A 19,320-nucleotide genomic window follows, 5' to 3' on the forward strand; every position below is an offset into this window, starting at 1 on the left:
GCCGGTGTGCCCAGGAGCCGGATCACTCCTCGAAACCTTCGTCGCCGCCGAAGGCGTCCTCCATGACCTCGCCGAGGATCATGCCGCCGACCACGCCCGCCGCGGCACCGGCGACCACGCCGCCCATCCCGGGACCACGCCTGCCGTGATGACCGTGGTGGTCGTAATCGTGGCCGTAGTGCTCCTGGTGCCCGCCGAACATGGCGTGCCCGCCACCGGACTCGGCGACCTTGGCCAGCCAGCCGTCGATGGCCGCCGCCCAGTCGGTGCGCAGGGCCTCCTCGTGCGAAACGTGGAAGCGGCCGAAGGAATCGCCGCCGGAGCGGAACATGCCACCGCGCCGATCGGCCTCCAGGATCACCACGAGGTCGTCCGGGCTCGCGACGAAGGTCAGCTCCACCTGGCTGACGCGGCCCGCGTAGCGCGACGGCGGGAAGAACTCGATCTCCTGGAAGAACCCGAGTTCCTGCCGGACGCCGTGCAGCCGCCCGGCTTCGACGTCGGCGCTGCGGAACGAGAAGCCCAGCTCGCCGAACGCCTCCAGCACCCGGTCCTGCGAGTCCAGCGGCCCGACCAGCACCGGGTCGAGGTCGCCCTTGTCCGGCGCGCCGGCGATGACGAGCTCGGTCCGCACGCCGACGACCACGCCCGGCAGTTCACGTCCGCCGACCGCGCTGATCGGCGTCTCCCACGGCAGCGCGATCCGGAACGGCACGGTGGTCAGCTGTCCCGCCGTCACCTTCACCTTGCGGCCCGCGCTGACCCGAAGGAACTCCGCGGTCCCGGCGCGCTCGTGGTCGCCGTGCTCCACCTCGACCCTGGTGACCAGCGAAAGCAGGATCTCCTCGATCTGGGCGTCGCTCGAACCGCCCTGGATTCGGACCTGGCCGGTGATCACCTCGCCGGGAACGGCGTGCGGTGAGTCGAGCACGGTGTCGACGGACGGGCCGCCGACCCCGAAGGCGCTGAGCATCCGTTTGAACATCAGGGATTTCCTCCGCTGGGTACTGGAACAAGGGGGTACCGGAACACTTCGACTACTACCGAGATCCGTCGCGGCACGCCAGGTAAAACGGGTTAAAACCCCCTAAACGGGCGCGACGTCACTACCTTCGCAGATCCGCCTGGCGGACGTCGTGCAGGTGGATGACGACGTCGTAGGCCTTCCCCAGCGAGAGGTCGACGGGGTCGACCGGGAACTGAGTGCCGATAGTGCGGGTGGACCGGGCGACGTCGAGCCAGGCGCGGCCGACGGGCGGCGCGGTGCGAAGGTCGAAGTAAAAGTCCTCGTACCGGACCTTGTCGAGAGTGCCCTCGTTCGACCCGGGTGACGCGGCCGGGACGGAGAACGACTTCCACGCCCCGCCGATCGCCTTGTCCGTCGCGAGGAAGGAACCCCGGTCGAAGCTGAATCCGATCGGCAGGTAGTCGCGGCCCAGCATCTCGCGCAGGAAGGCGCCCTGCGTCTTCGGATACATCGCCGGGTTGTCGGAGATGTGGGCGACGTGGGTGTTGTGTGCGGAAAGCAGGACCTTGTGCCCGGTCCGCCGCTCCCACCAGGCGACGTTCTGCGCCATCGCCTTGTCCCGCAGGATCTGCAGAGGGGGCAGCGTCGTCAGGTCCGCGAGGTCGACGGTGAGGAAGCGGGCGGTCTGCGCGACGAACCGGGCGTGCTGAGCTGTCCAGTCGAGGTCGTCCGCGCCGGTGAGCCCCTTGATCAGCTCGAAGGCCTGCTCTGCCTGGGTGGCGAGCCGCTTCCGCTCGTCGAGCGGTTTGCGGAGGTAGACCAGATGGTCGTCGATCGGGCGCAGGCCGGTGTAGAGCCGGTTCAGCCGGGGCAGCGCCGCCGGATGATGCTGCCGCACGGAGTCGGTGATCCTGGCGAAGAACGCGTCGTCGATCGAGGGCCCGCCGAGGTCGTCGCCGACGAAGTGCACGGTGCGGTCGGGGTGGGCGCGATTGTGGTCGCGCATCCACTGGAACAGGCTGATGAACTCCTCGCGGTCCCACGGGGAACCGGCCACCGTCCGCTTCAGGATCTCGCGGATGTCACCCCGGCCGGTCTGGACCCACTCGTCGATCTCCATACCCGCCGACCAGCTCGCCTCCAGCGCGAACGCCCGGAACCCCTTCTCTTCGACGAGATAGCGGAACACTCGCTCCTTCATGGTGAAGAACTCGTGGGAGCCGTGCGTGGCCTCGCCGAAACCGACCACCTTCGCGTCGCCGATCATCCTGCCCAGTGCCCGCAGATCGGCGGTGTTTCGGCCGGGTTCGGTGGACCGCAGCGGATACGCCGCCCGATCCAGCGAGCGCACCACCGGGTCCCGCCAGGTCGCGGTCGTCTCCGCCGCACCCGCCGCCGCCGGGATCGCCAAGGGAGCGAGAACCGCTCCCGTCACCACCGCCGCGACCGCCAGCAGACCCCGGCCTTTTCGCTGCCCTGCCATGTCGTTCGTCCCTTCGTTCCGCTGTCGAAATCGATCATCGTCGACGGAACGGGGGCGGCGCACTGAAGCAAAGCTCCTACTTGGGGTGAGGAAAACCCCACCCCAAGAGGAAGCGGGTGGACCCCGCCGACGGGGTGTGGGACCCGGCGGCGGGAGTCCACCCGCGTTTATCTCCCTCCGCAGCGGCTGTCCGTCACTCCGCGCGCCACAACGCGGGTGTGGACGGCGGCTCCCAGCCGGGCTGGGCCGTGTGCGCCTGCAAGCACACGTAACCGCGACCGCTGTAGGTGACCCGGGCGCCCGCGGAATAGCCGGTTCCCGCCGCCCAGGTCGTCCCGCCGGGCGGGTTGGAGGTCGAAGTCGACGTCGTCGGCGTCGTACTGGTCGGCCGGGTGGTCGACGTCGGCGTCTGCGGCACGTTCAGCACGAAGTCGAACGCGGCCTGTTTGCCGGGAGCCTGGTCGCGCACGGTCATCAGCAGCCGCGGGTCGAAGATCGAGTCGGTGTTGTTGCGCGGCTCGTTGGGGAAGTAGAGCTGCGTGGTCAGCACCGGCCTGCCGGGCGCCTGGACCTTGACGTGGATGTGCCGCGTACGGCCGGGATACAGGCCGGGCACGATCGTGCTCAGCGAGAACGCGCCCTGGTCGTTGGTGAACTGGTGACCGCGGAAGGTGTACCCCACGTTGTCGTAGGCGCCGTTGACGTCCGCCTGCCAGAAGTCCAGCAGCGCCCGCGCGATCGGAAGGCACCCGAGACCGAAGACGTAGCCGGAGACGGTGAGCCTCGTCCCCTGCGTGTTCGGCGTGACGAGCGACGTCCGCTGCGGGGAATTCGGCTTGAAGTAAGGACCTTCGGTCTGCGGCGGGGTCGGGTCGTCACCGTCGTCACAGGCGGGGGTCAGCTCGGGTGCCTGGCCGTTCGCGACGGTGGTGCGCGCGAGGGCGGGACCGCCGATCAACGCGACCGGAGCCGCCACACCCGCGGCGATCGCGGCCTTCAGCACGGTCTTCCGGCTGAGCTTGCTTTCTTCGTCCATACCTGCTCCTCGTGGGGGCTTCGGGAATCACCCTCGACGGTATGGAGAAGATCAGCGGCGGACGATGGACTGAACTGGTCAGTCGTGGTGAATCTCCGGGGGCGCGTCACCGATCCTGCGATAATCGCCGGGGCTCAACCCCGTTTCCCGCCGGAAGAACCGGCAGAAATACGCGGGATCCGCGAATCCGACCCGGCTGGCGACCTGCCGCACGGTGAGATCCGTGCCGCGCAGGAATCGTTTCGCCTCCCTTGTCCTCGCCTCGCGCATCAGTTGCGCCGCCGTCCGGCCGGTCGCCGTTTTCACCGCGTCGGTGAGGTATCCCGGCGTGACCCCGATTCGCTCCGCGAGCGCGCCCACGGACCAGAGCCCCAGATCGGGCCGGCCGAGCAGCCGGGCGAATTCCGTGCCCACCGCCTGCGCCCTGGCGGGTGGACGCGGCTCCGCCAATCCCGGGAGACGGCCGGCCCGCACGATCAGCACGTGCATCAGTGCCCGCAGCACCGAATCGGTACCCTGGCCGCCGCAACGGAATTCCTCGTCGAGTTCGGCGACCAGCCGCGCCGTCTCCTCGGCCGCACGTTCGTCGAGCCGCCACGGCTGCTGGCTGAGCCTGCGCAGGGTTTCGCGATCCGACGGATGTTCGAGCAGGAAATCGTCGGTGAACAACACGACGAATCCGCTGAGATCGCGGGCATCCCAATGATGCACCTGCCCCGGTGTTATGACCGCGAGTTGTGGCGGCCCCAATTCCCATCGGGTGAAATCGATGATGTGGTCGCCGGTACCGCCGGTGACATGGACTATTTCGTAGAAGGTGTGCCGATGCGGGAACGCCGCCCGCGACATCGGCCCGATCGTGTCGAATGTGCCGACCGTGAACGGCAGGGCGTCCGGCGCACGGACCTCCAGCCGATGCAGTGGCAATTCCCCCGCCTTCGGTTCGAGGCAAGGCGTCCTCGGCAACACCGTCGTTCCGCGCATGGACCGGTCCCTTTCACCACACTGGGGATAAAAAGTCTAGACCAATACCGGGTGCGCTGACTGCCGACGGAAGTCGCTTGTCGCCGCCGGGGTACAGTCGGGATCATCGACGCACGTCCGAAGGGTCACCACGCGATGTCTCCCACCCAGTCGCGCGGTCGGGCCTGGTGGCCGGTCGCCGCGCTGGTGCTGGCGTGCGCCGTGGCCTGGGCGACGACGGGCGCTTCCCACAGCGACCTCGAGATCTACCGCTTCGGCGTCGACACCCTGTGGAACGGCGGCGACCTCTACGGCGCGCTGCCGCTTTCCGACGCGGGCATCCCCCTGCTGTTCATCTATCCGCCGTTCGCCGCGCTGGTACTCACCCCGCTGGCTCTGGTGCCCTGGAACGGCGCGGTGCTGCTGCTGTTCGCGCTCAGCCTGGCCGCGCTGGGAATCACCTTCTACGGGATCGTCCGCACGCTGTGGCCGTCCGGGGACCGGCGGAAGGCGCTGCTCGTCGCGTCGCTGGCGATCACGCCGGCCCTCTTCCTCGAACCGGTCCGCCAGACGCTCGGCTTCGGCCAGATCAACCTGCTGCTGATGGGTCTCGTCGCGGCCGACTGCCTGCTGGCCCGGGGCCGCTACCGGGGCATCGGTGTCGGTCTCGCGGCCGCGATCAAGCTGACGCCCATGGCGTTCCTGTTGTTCTTCCTGGTACGCAAGGACTTCCGCGGCGCGCTGACCGCGTCGGGCACGTTCGTGGCCGCCTCCGCCGTCGCGTTCGCGGTCGCCCCGGAGGCTTCCGCGCGTTATTGGTTCGGCGGACTCGCCGGGGCGTCCGGCATCAGCGGCACCTCGTTCCACACCAATCAGACCCTGCAGGCCGTGCTGGCGCGATTCGGCGTCGAGGGCGCCGCGAAGCCGCTGTGGATCGTCCTCACCGGCGTCCTGCTGATTCTGGTGGCCCTGACCATGTACCGCTCGGCGGTGGTACCGGCGCTGCTGCTGAACGCGACGTTCGCCCTGCTCATTTCGCCGACGTCGTGGTCGCACCACTGGGTCTGGATCGCTCCGGCGCTGTTCACCACTGCCGCCTACGTGGCACTCAGACGCCGGGCGGCGGCTTGGCTCGCCGTCACCGGGGCAGGCGTCTTGATCTTCGTCGCGGCGCCGTTCCGGTACTTCCCCGCCTTCGACCGGCCAGGCCAGACCTGGACGACCACCCAGCAATGGCTGGGGAACTGCTACGTCTTCGCAGGCCTGGTCTTCCTCGTCGTCGCGGCCGTCCTCGCGCTGCGGAAAGGACCTCGATGCTCGACCTGAGCGGCACCACGACCCTCGTCACCGGGGCCAGCGGCGGCATCGGCCACGGCATCGCCCTGCGCTTCGCCGAAGCGGGCAGCGCCGTCGCCGTCCACTACCACCGCGACGAAGCCTCCGCGCTCGCCGCCGTCGAGCGGATCCGGAACGCGGGCGGCACCGCCAAGACGTTCTCCGCCGACCTCACCGACGACGGCGAATGCCGGCGTCTCGTGGCCGCCGCCGCGGCATGGACCGGGCGGCTGGACACGGTGGTCAACAACGCCGGCGTGCAGCCGATGGAACCCTTGCCGGGTATGTCGGCGGAGAGCTGGCGCGCCGTCCTCGACGCGAACCTCACCAGCGCGTTCTCCTGCACCCAGGCCGCCGCCGAGGTGATGGACGGCGGCAGCGTCATCCACATCGCCTCGATCGAAGCGGCCAATCCCGCGCCAGGACACGCGCACTACAGCAGCGCGAAGGCCGCCCTGGTCATGCACGCCCGCGCCGCCGCGCTCGAATACGGGCCGCGAGGCCTGCGCGTCAACGCCGTCTCTCCCGGCTTGATCGACCGCCCAGGCCTCGGCGAAACCTGGCCGGACGGCGTCCGCCGGTGGAAACAGGCCGCACCCCTCGGCAGGCTCGGCACCCCCGGCGACGTCGCGAACGCCTGCCTGTTCCTCGCTTCGCCGCTCGCGGCGTGGATCACCGGGCACAACCTGACCGTGGACGGAGGCGTCTCCGCGCATCCCACTTGGTGATCACGGATCCGCGGAAGGGTGTTCACCCGTCAATCCTCTTCGGTAGACAGTGGGATAGCTCGAACCTGTCAAAGCGTTCCGCAAAGTGTTGCCGGACCAGAGGCGATGCACTCACCAGTTGAAACCACCATTAGTCTGAATATGCTATAGCACGGGTGTTCGACTCGGCGTAGCGTTGATCTTGTGTCCAGCGACGATACGCTCCAGAGGACGTCCACCGAGTGGTGGCGCGTCGATACCGCGACGCTGCATGCCCGTAAACAAGAACTCGAGATTGTGAAGCGCCGGGCGGATGCGGAACAGAACGCGATCCTCGCGGAAATCAATTCCCGCGGGATTCGTGGGTGCAGCGGTCATTCGACCTTGGCGGCACTGATCTTCGAGGACTTCCTCGTGACCGACAAGGAAGCCAGTGCACGCGCAGACCGGGTCCTGGCTTTGCATCCCGGCCCGTCCATCGGCGGAGACCCCGAGCCGCCCCTGGCGCCATTGACGGCTGAAGCCGCGGCGGAGGGCGCGATCGGCGGATCGCAGATCGACGCCATCATCAAGACTCTCGCCCGGATCCCATCCACGGTCCCCGAGGAGGAGGTGCGCACCGGAGAGAAAATCCTCGTCGACCTCGCCCGCCGCGCGGGGCCCCGGCAGATCGCCCGCGCCGGACGCCGCCTGCTGGACAAACTCGACCCCGACGGGAAAGAACCCCGCAACGACGACCCCAAAGACACCCGACCCGAACTACGGTTCGTCACCCACCGCGACGGCACCCTCGGCCTCAAAGCCAGACTCGACCTCGAAACCTACGCCCGCCTCAAATCCGACCTCGACCCCCTGGCCAAACCCCACAAAGCCATCGACGGCATCCGCGACTCCCGCACCCAAGACGAACGCTACGGAGACGCCTTCACCGACTACGTCCGCCTGAAAACCACCAGCCGCAACCTCCCCGGCCAAGCAGGCGAAGCCACCCACATCCTTGTCACCATGTCCTACGACGACCTCATCCGCGACATCGGCGAAGCACACCTGGATTTGGTAGGCCCGATCAGCGCCACTGACGCGAGGATCCTCGCGTGTGATGCCCGGGTGCGCCCCGGTGTTCTCGGCACCGCCGGAGAACCCCTCGACATCGGCCGGTCCAAACGCACCGTGTCCCTCGCCCAAAAATACGCACTCACCCTCCGCGACGGGGGCTGCGCATTCCCCGGCTGCGACATGCCCGTCCCCCGCTGCACCGCCCACCACATCGTTTTCTGGCGACACCACGGCGAAACAAAGATCGACAACCTCGTGCTGCTCTGCACCAAACACCACCGGTTGATCCACCACAGCGAATGGAAAGTCCAAATAGCCCAAGACGGACTCCCCGACTTCACCCCGCCCGCCTACCTCGACCCCACCGGCACACCGAGACGCAACACCATGCACCTCAGAACATAGACCGCACCCGTGAATCCTCCGAAACCAAGTCGCCCCGGAGACGCCGGTCCGCGACATCGGCCGGCGCGGCTTCGACGTCGGACCACGGGGCTCCATCTCATCGGCCCGACCGCACCGGAGACCAGCAGGCCACAACCCTCGTAACCGCCTCCATCCAGACCCGCCGGAACCCCGCCTCCCAAAACCGGCGCAGCATAAGACGCGCCGTGAGATCACCGGCTCCGGATCTCGGCTCCGTGCCTCAGATTCGTCACCAGCGCCGTCGACTTGCCCGTGACAGCGGCCGCGAGCGGCCGTTCGAGGCCGGGAAGGCGGGCCACGTGAAGAAAAAGACGGCGCGCCTGGAGCAGGAAACGGTTGGCTGGCAGGAACCATCGCGCGCCGCGGCGGGCCACCTGCTGCTTTTCGGTCACCACCGGGCGGACCAGTCGCTCGTACTCGGCGAGCGCGGTCTCGACCGAGGACGACCGAGTGAGCTGTTCGGCCAGCACGAACGCGCCCGCGATCCCCAGCGAGGCACCTTGTCCGGCGAGAAGGGAGACGGCATAACAGGAATCGCCGACAAGCACGACCCGGCCGCGGCTCCATGACGGCATCTCGATCTGCGCGACCTGGTCGTAGTACACCTCGCCGGAAGGCGGACACAGAGCGAGCGCTCGGGGTACCGCCCAGCCCAGTGAACCGTAGGTCGTGCGAAGGGCTGCTCGCGCGTCATCCGGCAGGGCTGGATCCGTCGTACGGTGCACGGCGAACGCCGCGAGCTTGCCGTCGCGAAGACCGTAGAAACCCATCTGCATCCCGATCGTGTCGGTCAGGCAGAACCGCTCCCCCACCTGCGCACGAATCTCCTCGTCCTCGAAAACGAAGGCCGCCGTATGAAACCCGAGATGACGCAAGAACCGGCTCTCTTCACCGAAGACCAGCCGCCGCACGGTCGAATGGATCCCGTCGGCCCCGATCAGCAGATCGGCTTCGAGTGTCTCGCCGTCCGCCGTAGTGACCAGCACCCGGTCGCCGAGATCCTCGACTCCCGTGACCCCGGCACCGAACCGGACGTCCACTGTGGACGGCAGACCGGTGCGCAGGACACCTTCCAGATCGGGGCGCATGATGCTGCACAGCCTTCCCTGCACCGATTTGGCGAACCGGACGTAGTCGATGGCCGCCCGTCGGCGACCGTGCTCGTCCAGCAAACTCGCCTCGTCCACCCGGTACGCCACATCTTCGACCTGAGGCAACAGGCCCATCTCCTCGACGGCGTCGAAACCGGGGCCGAAGAAGTCGATCATGTAGCCCTGCTCGCGCGGCCCCGACGCCCGCTCCAGCACCACGACCTCGACGTCCAGCGTCGCGAGCCGGTGCGCCAGTGCGAGCCCGGTGATCCCGGCGCCGCAGATCGCCACCTTCATGGGGGTCCTCCCTTTCGGTTCAGTCGACGAGCCTGCGCAGGACGGCAGGAGAGACATCGCCCGAATCCGGCCCGAGCGCCCGATGCAGCAGAAGCCCGTCCACCGCCGCGAGAAGGACCGCGGCTGTGTCGTCGGCGTCGGCCACCCCATGCCGCGCCAGCCAGCCGCCCAGCCGGGTGCGCAGGTCGGCGAGCAGCTCGCGGATGCCTTGGCGCAGGGTGTCATCGCGGGTAGCGGCGAGGTAGGCCTCGGCGAACAGCAACGACATCGGGTCGGTGCCGGAATAGCCGCCGACCGACGCCAGCAGCGCGTCCACGGCGTCCGCCGGCGTTTCGACGGATTCCAGTGCCGGCTCGAACGCGAGCGCGACCTCGCGCATCGCCCCCAGCACGGCCTCGATCATCAACGCCTGCAGCGAAGGGAAGTGGTAGTGCACGACGCTCGGCGTGACGCCCGCGCGTTCGGCCAGGATCCGGGTGCTGACCGCGGACCAGCCGAGCTCGGGCACGAGCGCGACGGCCGCTTCGAGCAACCGCCGCCGAACGAGCTGGCCGCGCGCCGCGGCCGGGGAGCCTGCCACCGGTTCATCTCCTAGGGCATTCGTCCTGTACGACTGCCCTGATCGTATGCCCGGATGCAGCCACGGCGCAACAGCCCTGCTCACGCCGTCTTCAGGAGCTCCAGCACACGCTCCGCGGTCGCGACGCTGGACTGCGGGTTCTGGCCGGTGACGAGGTTTCCGTCGACGACGACCTCGCTCGACCAGGCGGCCGCCGGAGTGACGATCGCGCCCTGCTCCCGAAGCCGGGCCTCGACGAAGAACGGAGTTTTGTCGCCCAGGCCCCCCTGCCGTTCCTCTTCGTCGCTGAACGACGTCATCGAGCGGCCGGCAAAGGTGAACGACCCGTCTTCGCCACGCGCGCTGAGCAAGGCGGCGAGCCCGTGGCAGAGCGCGGCGATGGTCTTGCCACGCGCGTCGGCGTCGTTCAGCAGGGCGCCGAGGTCGGCGTCGTCGACCAGGTCGGTCATCGGACCGTGCCCGCCCGGCAGATAGAAGGCGTCGTAGTCGTCGGCTGAGACGGCGGAAAGCTTGAGCGGCGCCGAAAGATCCAGCCCTTGGAGGTACTCCGCGAACTTCGCCCCCTCGGCGGGGTCGACGCCGCCGCGCTCGTCGACGCTGATGGGATCGACGGTCGGCCGGTGCCCTGCCGGGGTCGCGATCTCCACCTGGTGACCGGCCTCGGCGAGCACCCGATGCGATGCGGCGACCTCTTCGGCCCAGAACCCGGTCGGGTGGTCGGTGCCGTCGGTGAGCCGCACGTGGTCGGCGGCCGAGACGATCATGAGGATCCGCGCCATGACTGTTCCTTTCGTTGTTCCGGGGCGTGTGCCCCACTGCCGCCTTCAACGAGGTCATGGCCGCGCGTACTCCTTCCCGACGGTTACTATCCATAAGATTTCTTATGGAAGGTGACTTGAATGCCCAACTTGGATCGGCTGGCGACCTTCCTGTCCATCTACCGTCAGGGCTCGCTCTCCGCGGCCGCGGCGGAACTCGGCTTGAGTCAGCCCGCCGTTACCGGGCAGCTGCTCAAGCTCGAGGAGGAACTCGGCGAGCAGCTGTTCGTCCGGTCACGGCAGGGCGCGGCACCGACCGCCCGCGCGGCCGAACTCGCCGCCAGGATCGGCACCCGCATCGACGAACTGCGGGGCGCGCTCACGGCCGGCGACGACAACGTCCAGTATCGCGAACGGGTGGCGCTGGGCGGTGCGAGCGACGGCATGGCCAGGCGGTTCCTGCCCGCGCTGGCTCCGCTGACCGAACGCGGGTTGCACATCACCGTCACCCTCGGGCTCGCCGACGAACTCCTGTCCGCACTCGAAGCCGCGCGCCTGGACCTCGTGATCTCCTCGGTCCGCCCGCGCCGTCGCGGTATCACCGCCATTCCGCTGATCGACGAGGAATTCGTCCTCGTCGCCGCTCCCGCCCTCGCGCGGAGCGTCGATCCCGCCCTGCTCGCGACCGACCCGGTACCCGCGCTGGCCCACCTGCCGCTGATCGCGTACGCCGACGATCTGCCGATCATCCGCCGCTACTGGCGCAGCGAATTCGGGCGGCGGCCGCCGAACCGGGTCGCCATGGTCGTTCCCGACCTCCGCGCGATCCTCGCCGTCGTCGTCGCGGGCGCCGGGGTGAGCGTGCTGCCGCGCTACATCGCCGCGGCCGCGCTCGATGCTGGCTCGGTCGAGACCGTGCACACCCCGGTGGTGCCGCCACTCAACACGATCTATCTCGCGCACCGGGCTGGGACGGCGCGGCCGGTGGTGACCCTCATCCGCGACAGGCTGCTGGAACGCGCCCGCGCCTGGGGTTCGCTCTGAATTCCCGGCTGCGGCAAAAATGACCTCTTTCCGCAGCGGGATCGTCGCGAGGCTGGCTCTTCCGAATCCGTTTCTTGGAGGTCACATGGTCTCGAAGCCCCGCCTCGCACTGGGAATGCTCGTTCTGGCCGCCTTGGCGGGCGGGCTGCTCGCGTTGCTCATCTCGCTCGACGTCGGCGCTTTCTGGGCCAAGACACTGCCGCTCGTGTTCCTGGCTGGCGGGGCGGCGCTGGCTCAATCCCTCGGCCTGTTCACCAAGGCGCCGAAGGATTAGGGACCGGTCCGTCAGCGTCGAGGCCGTCGGTCAAACTCGCTGCGGCGCGAAGGTCCGGCGATAGTCCTGCGGGGAAACACCGACGACCTTGTGGAAATGGTGCCGTAGCAAGGCTCCCGAGCCGAAGCCGCAGCGGCGCGCGACCTCGTCGATGCTCATCGACGTCTCCTCCAGCAGCGACCTCGCGTGCAGAACCCGTTGCGTCGAAAGCCATCGATGTGGCGTGGTGCCCGTCTCCGCGACGAACTTGCGCGCGAAGGTGCGCTCGGACATCCGGGCCCGGCGGGCGAGTTCGGCGACCGGATGTTCGTGGGCGATGGTGTCGAGCATCCAGGTGAGCACCGGCTGAAGGCTGTCCCCGGTGCACTCCGGGATCGGCACCTCGACGAACTGGCGCTGCCCGCCTTCCCGCTGCGGCGGCACCACCATGCGCCGCGCGATCGCGGTGGCCGCCGCGGAGCCGAGTTCACGCCGGACCAGATGCAGGCAGGCGTCGATACCGGCGGCCGTGCCCGCGCTGGTGACGATGTCGCCGTCGTCGACGAAGAGGACGTCCGGATCCAGCTGGGCCCGCGGGAACCGTTTCCGGAACGCCGCGCTGTGGCGCCAGTGGTTCGTGCACCGCCGCCCGTCGAGCAAGCCGGCGGCGCCCAGCACGAACGCGCCCGTGCAGACCGAAAGCAGCGTCGCGCCACGCTCCGAAGCCGCACGGAGCGCTTCGAGCACCGCGGGCGGATATTCGTCGCGCACGTCGCAGGCGGAGACGACGACGAGATCCGCGTCCTCGGTCGCTTCGAGACCGTGTTCCGGCGTCACTTTGACACCGTGACCGAGGCTGAGCGGTACTCCCGCCCGCTCCCCGCATACACGGAAGTCGAGCAGTGGCACTCCGTCATCGGTGCGGTCGTAGCCGAACACCTCGCAGACGACACCGAACTCGAAGGCGGCGAAATCGTCCAGCAGCACCACGGCGACGCTCTTCAGCATGGCCGCAGCCTAGCTGGCAGGATTTTGCCGCACAACGACAGAACTGCCACTTCTGGCAGGATGTCGGGTGGCGCAAACTTACTGCCATGACCGCAATCATCGTCACCCTCGCCCTGATCGCCCTCGTCGGCTACCTCCTGGAGCGCAACCACACGCGCCAGGGCCGCCCGGACACCGCCGGCGGAGACCCGCTCGGCCGACCCTTCTGGAGAGGAGGCGCCACGGTCTAGGCCCCTAGGCCGAAGCCGTACTCCCCGAGGCGACCTCGACCGTCACGACCACGGGCACGACCGCACCCTCCTGCTCCAGGTGCGGATCCCGGCCGGCTCACCGCGGTGCGCCCGCGAGCCGCGGATCGAAGGCCTGTCCGAAGAGAACGGCATCATCCACGCCTGCGACCAGCGACGGCTCGTCGTCGACCGCCTCGACTTCCCCCAGAGCCCGTCCCTCCGCGTGCTCGACCGTGACGGGCGTCAAGTCCGAGGGCCGTGAGGAAACCCTCGCCAAAGACCGCCGTTCACCAGGGCTCTCCGCGAGAACCTCGGCCCGTTCTCCGGACCGCCCGTGTCACGAGCGCCACGTTCCCCGCCGAGACCCCCGACCGGACCCGCATCCGCCGAGGTCAAGCCCGCAATCACGGCTTTAAACCACTTCGCCCGTATTTTCTGCCGGTTACCAGTTTTCTGGTTAGGGTGCAGTGGTGCAAACGGGTTAACATCGGGCGGAAGGAGCGCGCGCCGCAGTCGGCGCGTCACTGAACATGAGTTCGCAGGACGGTAAACAAGCGGAAGAAGAGGTCGTCGCGGAGACCGCGACCGACCTTGCCCACGCACCGGACACGACGGGCCCGGGCCACCCGCCCGATGAGCACGTCCCCCTCGACCTCGCCTCCGAACGACCCGCCGAGACCGACCGGACCGTTTTCGGTGTCGCGGCGGTGCTCGCGCTCGCGATCATCGTCTGGGGCGTGCTGGCCCCGGAAAATCTGGCGAGTGTCGCGTCGACCCTGTTGAACGATGCCGTGATCCCTTACGGCGGTTGGGCTTTCGTGCTGACCGCGAGCGGTTTCGTGCTCTTCGCGGTCTGTCTGGCCATAAGCCGCTACGGCCGGATCCCGCTGGGCGGGGACAAGGAACTGCCCGAATTCCGGACGTCCTCGTGGATCGCGATGATGTTCAGCGCCGGTATGGGCATCGGCCTGATGTTCTTCGGGGTGTACGAACCGGTCTCCCACCTCGCGAGCCCGCCTCCGGGCACCGCGGCCCCGAATTCCGACGAAGCCGTCCACACCGCGATGGCGACGACGCTGTTCCACTGGACCGTGCACCCTTGGGCGATCTACGCGGTCGTCGGTCTCGCGATCGCCTACAGCACCTTCCGCAAGGGCCGCACCCAGCTGATCAGCTCGGTGTTCGCGCCGCTGATCGGCAAGCGGCGCACCGAAGGCCCGCTGGGCAAGGCGATCGACATCATGGCGATCTTCGCCACTCTGTTCGGCTCCGCCGCTTCCCTCGGTCTCGGCGCGCTCCAGGTCGGCGGCGGCATGGGTGCCGTCGGCTGGATCGACGACCCCGGCAAGGGCCTGCTGGTCGCGATCATCGCGATCCTCACCATCGCGTTCATCGCTTCGGCGGTTTCCGGTGTGGCCAAGGGCATCCAGTGGCTGTCCAACATCAACATGGTGCTCGCCGCGGTGCTCGCGGTGTTCGTGCTGGTGGTCGGGCCGACCGTGCTGATCCTGAACATCGTGCCGGGCGCCATCGGCGACTACTTCCGCGAACTGGCGGAGATGTCGGGCCGCACCGGGATGACCGGCGGCGAGGAGATGCAGACCTGGCTCGGCGGCTGGACGGTCTTCTACTGGGCGTGGTGGATCTCGTGGACGCCCTTCGTCGGCATGTTCATCGCGCGGATCTCGCGCGGTCGCACGATCCGCCAGTTCATCTTCGGTGTCATCGCGATCCCGAGCGTCGTGAGCCTGATCTGGTTCGCGATCTTCGGTGGCGCGGCGATCAGCAGGCAGCGAGCGGGGACGGACATCGCGGGCGCGGGCAGTGCCCAGTCGGCGACGTTCGAACTGCTCGAGACCCTGCCGTGGTTCATCCCGATCGCGATCCTGGTGATGATCCTGGTGTCCATCTTCTTCGTCTCCGGTGCGGACGCGGCATCGGTGGTGATGGGCACCCTGTCCCAGCGCGGAAGCGTGCATCCGAAGAAGACCGTCGTGATCTTCTGGGGCGTGCTGATGGGGGCCGTCGCGGCGGTGATGCTGCTCGTCGGCGGGGACAAGGCGCTGACCGGTCTGCAGAACCTCACGATCCTGATCGCGGTGCCGTTCGTGTTCGTGATGGTCGGGTTGTGCGTGTCGGTCTGGAAGGACCTGCGCAACGACCCGCTGATGAAGCAGGAAGACGCGATGATGCTGTCGCTGAAGGAACTGCACGAGGAACGCACGAACGGCCACGGCCGCCGTCGCATCCTCGGACGGTCGAAGCAGCGCACCTGAGCTGATCGCGCGTGAAGGCCCCCTTCCCTCGGCTGAGCCGAGGGAAGGGGGCCTTCACGCGCTTCAGGCGCGCCCGATGGCGACGAACGCGCACAACGCGAGGTAGCCGAGATCCAGTAGCGCGACCAGCGGCTCGCGGCGACGCAGGCGAACGACCACGGCACCCGCCATCACCAGCGCCAGGCCGAGGGCGGCCAGCGGCACGAGTTCCGGCACGACGTCCAGCAAGGCCGGGAGGATCAGGCCGGCCGCGCCCAGGATCTCGACCAGCCCGATGAACTTGACGGTGCCGGGGCTGAAATCGAGTACCCAGCCCGCGGCCGACGCCACCCCGGCGATCTTTTCCCTTCGCAGGAACAGTTTCCCGACGCCGGACACGAGATACATGACGGCCAGCAGCCAGGCGACGACCCACAGCGCGGTGTCCATCAGTGCCCCGCGTACTGGCCAGGCGTGTAGTCGCCCGCCGGCTGCCGGGTGATGACGTTCAGCCGGTTGAAGGCGTTGATGAGGGCGATCTGGGTCACCAGCGCCACGAGCTGCTCGTCGTCGTAGTGCTTGGCGGCGGCCGCCCACGCCTCGTCGGTGACGCCGCTGCCGTCGGCGAGACGGCAGCCCTGCTCGGTGAGTTCCAGCGCGGCGCGTTCGGCCTCGGTGAAGACGGTCGCCTCGCGCCAGCATGCGACCAGGTTCAGCCGGGTCGTGGTCTCCCCCGCGTGCGCCGCGTCCTTGGTGTGCATGTCGAGGCAGCCCGAGCAGCCGTTGATCTGGCTGGCCCGGATGTTCACCAATTCCCTTGTCGCCAAAGGAAGCTCACTGCTGTCGACGACTTTGGCGGCCGAAACGAGATGCTTCACCAGCTTCGGCGCGAGAGCGGTCTTGAGGTAATCGATCCTTGCCTGCATGGGTTTTCTCCTTCTCGTCGGTCTTCACTTACTTCGACGAGGAGGACTCCCGAGAGGTAACACCCATGGCCGCGAGGCGACGCGGGTCACTCACGGACTCGATTTCGACGATGCGGCCGTCGACGACGGTGCAGGACATCACGCCCAGCAGCTTGCCGGTCCGGCTCCACGACACGATCCCCGGTTTGCCGTTGACCAGCGCGGGACGAGTGGTGACGACGGCGCGCGCCCCGCGTTGGACCCGCGTGGCCACCTCGGCCGCACCGAGCCGCACGACCTCGCCGTGCCGGCTCTGCGAGCGCCACGTCACGTCCGGGTCGAGCATCTCGACCAATCCTTCGAAGTCTCCTTCGCGCGCGGCAGCGAGGAACGCCTCGACCACCGCGTGCTGCCGAGGCTCGTCGGCGGGGCGCCGCCCCTGCACCTTCCGGCGAGCGCGGCTGGCGAGCATCTTGGCCGCGGCCGCGGATTTGCCGAGGATCTCGCCGACCTCGGCGAACGGGACCCCGAAGAGATCGTGCAGGACGAAGGCCAGCCGCTCTGCCGGACCGAGGGTGTCGAGCACCACGACCAGCGCCACCCCGACGGATTCGGCGAGCAGCGCGTCCTCTTCCGGCGAGTCCTCCAGCACCAGCAGCTCGGGCGGCTCGTCGTAGGAATCCTCGGGGCGGGTCTTGCGGGAGCGCAGGACGTCGATGCAGACGCGGCCGACGACGGTGGTCAGCCAGCCGGAGAGGTTGTCGATCGTGTCGGCGTCCTGGCGGGCCAGCCGCAGCCAGGCCTCCTGGACGGCGTCCTCGGCGTCCGCACGCGAGCCGAGCATCCGCTGCGCCACGGCCACCAGACGCCCGCGCTGCTCCTCGAACGCGCTGGCCAGGGCTTCGCCCGTCATGTCGATACCTTTCTCGCGCCGAACCCGTCATGGACATGACGAGCGCGACGCGAGAAAGGTAACCGACCTCGCTCAGACGTCCCGGATCGGCGTCTTCACGGTCTTCTTCATGCCGGGGTTCTTCGTTTCCGGCTTCTTCTTACCGGGCTCGGGCTCCGGCTCCGCGGTCGTGCCGCCGATACCGGAGTCGATCGCCGCCGTGACGATCAGGTTCCGCTCGTCGGACGAGATGACCTCGCCGTCGAGAAGTTCCTGCGTCACGGCCCGCACGTAGGTCACGAACTGCTCGTTCGACGAGTAGTCCGACTCGTCGTCGATCACGTCGTTGATCGTGCAGCCGTTGCCGGTGTCGCGGTTCTCGACCTGGCTGTCCGCCGCGCCGAGGATCACGGTGTCGCGGACGTCGGAGTCCGGGCAGGCGTCCGGGCCCGGCGGCGCGGCGACGATGGTGAACGCGCCGCCCTGTTCCGCCGAGACGTTGCCCGCCTTGTCCGACGCGCGGTAGGCCAGCGTGTGCGTGCCCAGCGTGGTCACCTTCACCGGCGCGGTGTAGACCGTCCAGGCCCCACCGTCCAGTTTGTACTCGATCTTGTCCACACCGGACCCGGTGTCCGTCGCGGTCAGGTTGATGGTCGCGTCTTCGATGTACGACCAGCTTCCGTCCAGGTCACCGCTCACCACCACCGAAACGGCGGGCGCGGTGCTGTCGTCGCCCTCGACGATGGTGAACGTCGCCGTGCCTTCCGTCGAGACGTTGCCCGCCTTGTCGGTCGCCTTGTACTTCACGGTGTGCGCGCCGACGACGGTGAGCGCGAGCGGCGCCGAGTAGGTCAGCCACGGCCCGCCGTCCAGCTGGTACTCGACCTTGCCGACACCCGAACCGGTGTCAGTCGCCGTGAGGGTCACGGTCGCCTTGCCGACGTAGTTCCCGGCGGTGTCCTTCGTTCCGGTCACCTCGGAGGTCACCGTCGGGGCGGTGGTGTCACTGCTGACGATGGTGAAGTGCGCCATGCCCTCCGGCGAGACGTTGCCAGCCTTGTCCGAAGCGCGGTAGTGGACCATGTGCATGCCCGGCGCGGAGACCGCGACCGGAGCGGTGTACGCGGTCCACCCGCCTTCGTCCACTTTGTACTCGACCTTGTCGACGCCGGATCCGGTGTCGGTCGCGGTGAGCTTGACGGTGGCGGTGTCGAGGTAGTTGCCCGCGGTGTCCTTGGTGCCCGTCACCTCGGAAGTCACCGTCGGCGGTGTCGTGTCGCCGGGCTGCCCCGTGACGACGGTGAACGACGACATCCCTTCCGGCGAAACGTTTCCGGCCTTGTCGGACGCCCGGTAGTGGACCATGTGCGCACCGGCGGCGGAGACCGCCACGGGTGCCGTGTAAGCCGTCCAGGCGCCGCCGTCCAGCTGGTACTCGACCTTGTCCACACCGGACTGGCTGTCCGAAGCGGACAGGTTCACCGTCGCGGAACCGACGTAGTTCCCGGCGGTGTCCTTGGTGCCGGTGACGTTCGCGGTCACCGTCGGCGGGGTGGTGTCGGCGCCGCCGCCGTCGGTAACGACGAACTCGCCCATCATCTTGGTGTGGCCCTGGATCGTGCAGTAGTACCGGTACTTGCCAGGGGTCAGCGTCACCGTGGCCTGGTGCACGCCGTTCTTGTCGTCGTAGGGGTTGGCGAGGATGTTGAGGTTGACGTCGTGGTTGTAGCCCGCGGTCGACGTGTCGAACGTCAGCGTGTGCGACATCGTCGAGCCGAGCTCTTCGGTGTTCTTGAAGACGATCGTGGTCTCACCGGCCACCGCGGTCGACGGCGCGCTGAGGTAATGGTCGGTGCTGTCGCCCGCGGTCCATTCCAGGGTCTGGACGGGGGCGGCGGAGGCGGGAGCGGACGAGCCCGGTAACACCAGGCCCGCCAGTGCGAGCGTCGCGGCCACGAGGGCCACGACGAGGGTTCTTGGGGACATCGCAGGGAAACCTTCCGTACAAGGGAGACCGGCCGGGCGCGCGGATCC

General features: G+C 68.4%; 20 protein-coding genes. 8 read left to right on the plus strand and 12 right to left on the minus strand.

Annotation, left to right across the window (positions count from 1 at the left end; all coding sequences use genetic code 11):
- Positions 1-22: 22 nt before the first annotated feature.
- From CVV72_RS21945 to CVV72_RS21960, 4 genes are all read right to left on the minus strand, one after another.
- Entirely contained in the window at positions 23-985 is a 963-nt protein-coding gene (locus CVV72_RS21945) for a sporulation protein (RefSeq protein WP_219145592.1), read from the minus strand.
- A gap of 121 nt (positions 986-1,106) precedes the next feature.
- Positions 1,107-2,450 (minus strand): erythromycin esterase family protein, encoded by a 1,344-nt coding sequence (locus CVV72_RS21950; protein WP_255632211.1) that lies wholly within the window; start codon positions 2,448-2,450, stop codon positions 1,107-1,109.
- A gap of 193 nt (positions 2,451-2,643) precedes the next feature.
- Positions 2,644-3,486, minus strand: a complete 843-nt coding sequence (locus tag CVV72_RS21955) for a carbohydrate-binding protein (RefSeq protein WP_219145593.1) — start codon at positions 3,484-3,486, stop codon at positions 2,644-2,646.
- Between the two features lie 78 nt (positions 3,487-3,564).
- On the minus strand, positions 3,565-4,470 hold the full coding sequence (locus CVV72_RS21960; protein ID WP_219145594.1) for an AraC family transcriptional regulator: 906 nt from the start codon (positions 4,468-4,470) through the stop codon (positions 3,565-3,567).
- A gap of 135 nt (positions 4,471-4,605) precedes the next feature.
- Between CVV72_RS21960 and CVV72_RS21965 the strand changes: the two genes are divergently transcribed.
- The 3 genes from CVV72_RS21965 to CVV72_RS21975 all read left to right on the plus strand — a co-directional run bounded on the left by CVV72_RS21965 (position 4,606) and on the right by CVV72_RS21975 (position 7,952).
- The gene (locus CVV72_RS21965) at positions 4,606-5,775 is read left to right on the plus strand and encodes a glycosyltransferase 87 family protein (RefSeq protein WP_219145595.1); all 1,170 of its coding nucleotides are present in this window, start codon (positions 4,606-4,608) and stop codon (positions 5,773-5,775) included.
- The gene (locus CVV72_RS21970) at positions 5,763-6,512 is read left to right on the plus strand and encodes an SDR family NAD(P)-dependent oxidoreductase (protein ID WP_219145596.1); all 750 of its coding nucleotides are present in this window, start codon (positions 5,763-5,765) and stop codon (positions 6,510-6,512) included. Before CVV72_RS21965 ends, CVV72_RS21970 begins: the two co-directional genes overlap by 13 nt.
- A gap of 183 nt (positions 6,513-6,695) precedes the next feature.
- Complete coding sequence (locus CVV72_RS21975; RefSeq protein WP_219145597.1) at positions 6,696-7,952, plus strand: HNH endonuclease signature motif containing protein; 1,257 nt, start codon at positions 6,696-6,698, stop codon at positions 7,950-7,952.
- 212 nt (positions 7,953-8,164) lie between these two features.
- Here CVV72_RS21975 and CVV72_RS21980 read toward each other — a convergent pair whose 3' ends face one another.
- The 3 genes from CVV72_RS21980 to CVV72_RS21990 form a co-directional block, all read right to left on the minus strand.
- Entirely contained in the window at positions 8,165-9,361 is a 1,197-nt protein-coding gene (locus tag CVV72_RS21980) for an FAD-dependent monooxygenase (RefSeq protein ID WP_219145598.1), read from the minus strand.
- Positions 9,362-9,380: 19 nt separating this feature from the next.
- The gene (locus CVV72_RS21985; RefSeq protein WP_219145599.1) at positions 9,381-9,941 is read right to left on the minus strand and encodes a TetR/AcrR family transcriptional regulator; all 561 of its coding nucleotides are present in this window, start codon (positions 9,939-9,941) and stop codon (positions 9,381-9,383) included.
- A gap of 80 nt (positions 9,942-10,021) precedes the next feature.
- On the minus strand, positions 10,022-10,720 hold the full coding sequence (locus CVV72_RS21990; RefSeq protein ID WP_219145600.1) for a type 1 glutamine amidotransferase domain-containing protein: 699 nt from the start codon (positions 10,718-10,720) through the stop codon (positions 10,022-10,024).
- 120 nt (positions 10,721-10,840) lie between these two features.
- Here CVV72_RS21990 and CVV72_RS21995 point away from each other — a divergent pair, with 120 nt between their 5' ends.
- Together CVV72_RS21995 and CVV72_RS22000 are read left to right on the plus strand one after the other, a co-directional pair.
- Positions 10,841-11,743 (plus strand): LysR family transcriptional regulator, encoded by a 903-nt coding sequence (locus tag CVV72_RS21995; protein WP_219145601.1) that lies wholly within the window; start codon positions 10,841-10,843, stop codon positions 11,741-11,743.
- An 85-nt stretch (positions 11,744-11,828) separates the two neighbouring features.
- A complete protein-coding gene (locus CVV72_RS22000) occupies positions 11,829-12,017 on the plus strand; it encodes a hypothetical protein (protein ID WP_034313661.1) in 189 nt (62 codons plus the stop codon).
- Positions 12,018-12,047: 30 nt separating this feature from the next.
- Here the strand turns inward: CVV72_RS22000 and CVV72_RS22005 are convergent, their stop codons facing one another.
- On the minus strand, positions 12,048-13,004 hold the full coding sequence (locus CVV72_RS22005; RefSeq protein ID WP_219145602.1) for a GlxA family transcriptional regulator: 957 nt from the start codon (positions 13,002-13,004) through the stop codon (positions 12,048-12,050).
- Positions 13,005-13,090: 86 nt separating this feature from the next.
- Between CVV72_RS22005 and CVV72_RS22010 the strand changes: the two genes are divergently transcribed.
- The 3 genes from CVV72_RS22010 to CVV72_RS22020 all read left to right on the plus strand — a co-directional run bounded on the left by CVV72_RS22010 (position 13,091) and on the right by CVV72_RS22020 (position 15,510).
- Positions 13,091-13,234 (plus strand): hypothetical protein, encoded by a 144-nt coding sequence (locus CVV72_RS22010; RefSeq protein WP_219145603.1) that lies wholly within the window; start codon positions 13,091-13,093, stop codon positions 13,232-13,234.
- Positions 13,235-13,313: 79 nt separating this feature from the next.
- Complete coding sequence (locus tag CVV72_RS22015; RefSeq protein WP_219145604.1) at positions 13,314-13,496, plus strand: hypothetical protein; 183 nt, start codon at positions 13,314-13,316, stop codon at positions 13,494-13,496.
- A 268-nt stretch (positions 13,497-13,764) separates the two neighbouring features.
- Positions 13,765-15,510 carry a BCCT family transporter gene (locus CVV72_RS22020; protein WP_219145605.1) on the plus strand — a complete coding sequence of 582 codons (1,746 nt, stop codon included), beginning with the start codon at positions 13,765-13,767 and terminating at the stop codon, positions 15,508-15,510.
- A gap of 63 nt (positions 15,511-15,573) precedes the next feature.
- Here CVV72_RS22020 and CVV72_RS22025 read toward each other — a convergent pair whose 3' ends face one another.
- From CVV72_RS22025 to CVV72_RS22040, 4 genes are all read right to left on the minus strand, one after another.
- Complete coding sequence (locus CVV72_RS22025) at positions 15,574-15,939, minus strand: DoxX family protein (protein ID WP_219145606.1); 366 nt, start codon at positions 15,937-15,939, stop codon at positions 15,574-15,576.
- Positions 15,939-16,415, minus strand: a complete 477-nt coding sequence (locus CVV72_RS22030; protein ID WP_219145607.1) for a carboxymuconolactone decarboxylase family protein — start codon at positions 16,413-16,415, stop codon at positions 15,939-15,941. Before CVV72_RS22030 ends, CVV72_RS22025 begins: the two co-directional genes overlap by 1 nt.
- 28 nt (positions 16,416-16,443) lie before the next feature.
- Entirely contained in the window at positions 16,444-17,307 is an 864-nt protein-coding gene (locus tag CVV72_RS22035; RefSeq protein WP_219145608.1) for a sigma-70 family RNA polymerase sigma factor, read from the minus strand.
- A 72-nt stretch (positions 17,308-17,379) separates the two neighbouring features.
- Positions 17,380-19,272, minus strand: a complete 1,893-nt coding sequence (locus CVV72_RS22040) for a copper-binding protein (RefSeq protein ID WP_219145609.1) — start codon at positions 19,270-19,272, stop codon at positions 17,380-17,382.
- Between the last annotated feature and the right edge of the window lie 48 nt (positions 19,273-19,320).

This window comes from Amycolatopsis sp. TNS106 (genome assembly GCF_019330265.1).
Taxonomy (GTDB): domain Bacteria; phylum Actinomycetota; class Actinomycetes; order Mycobacteriales; family Pseudonocardiaceae; genus Amycolatopsis; species Amycolatopsis lurida.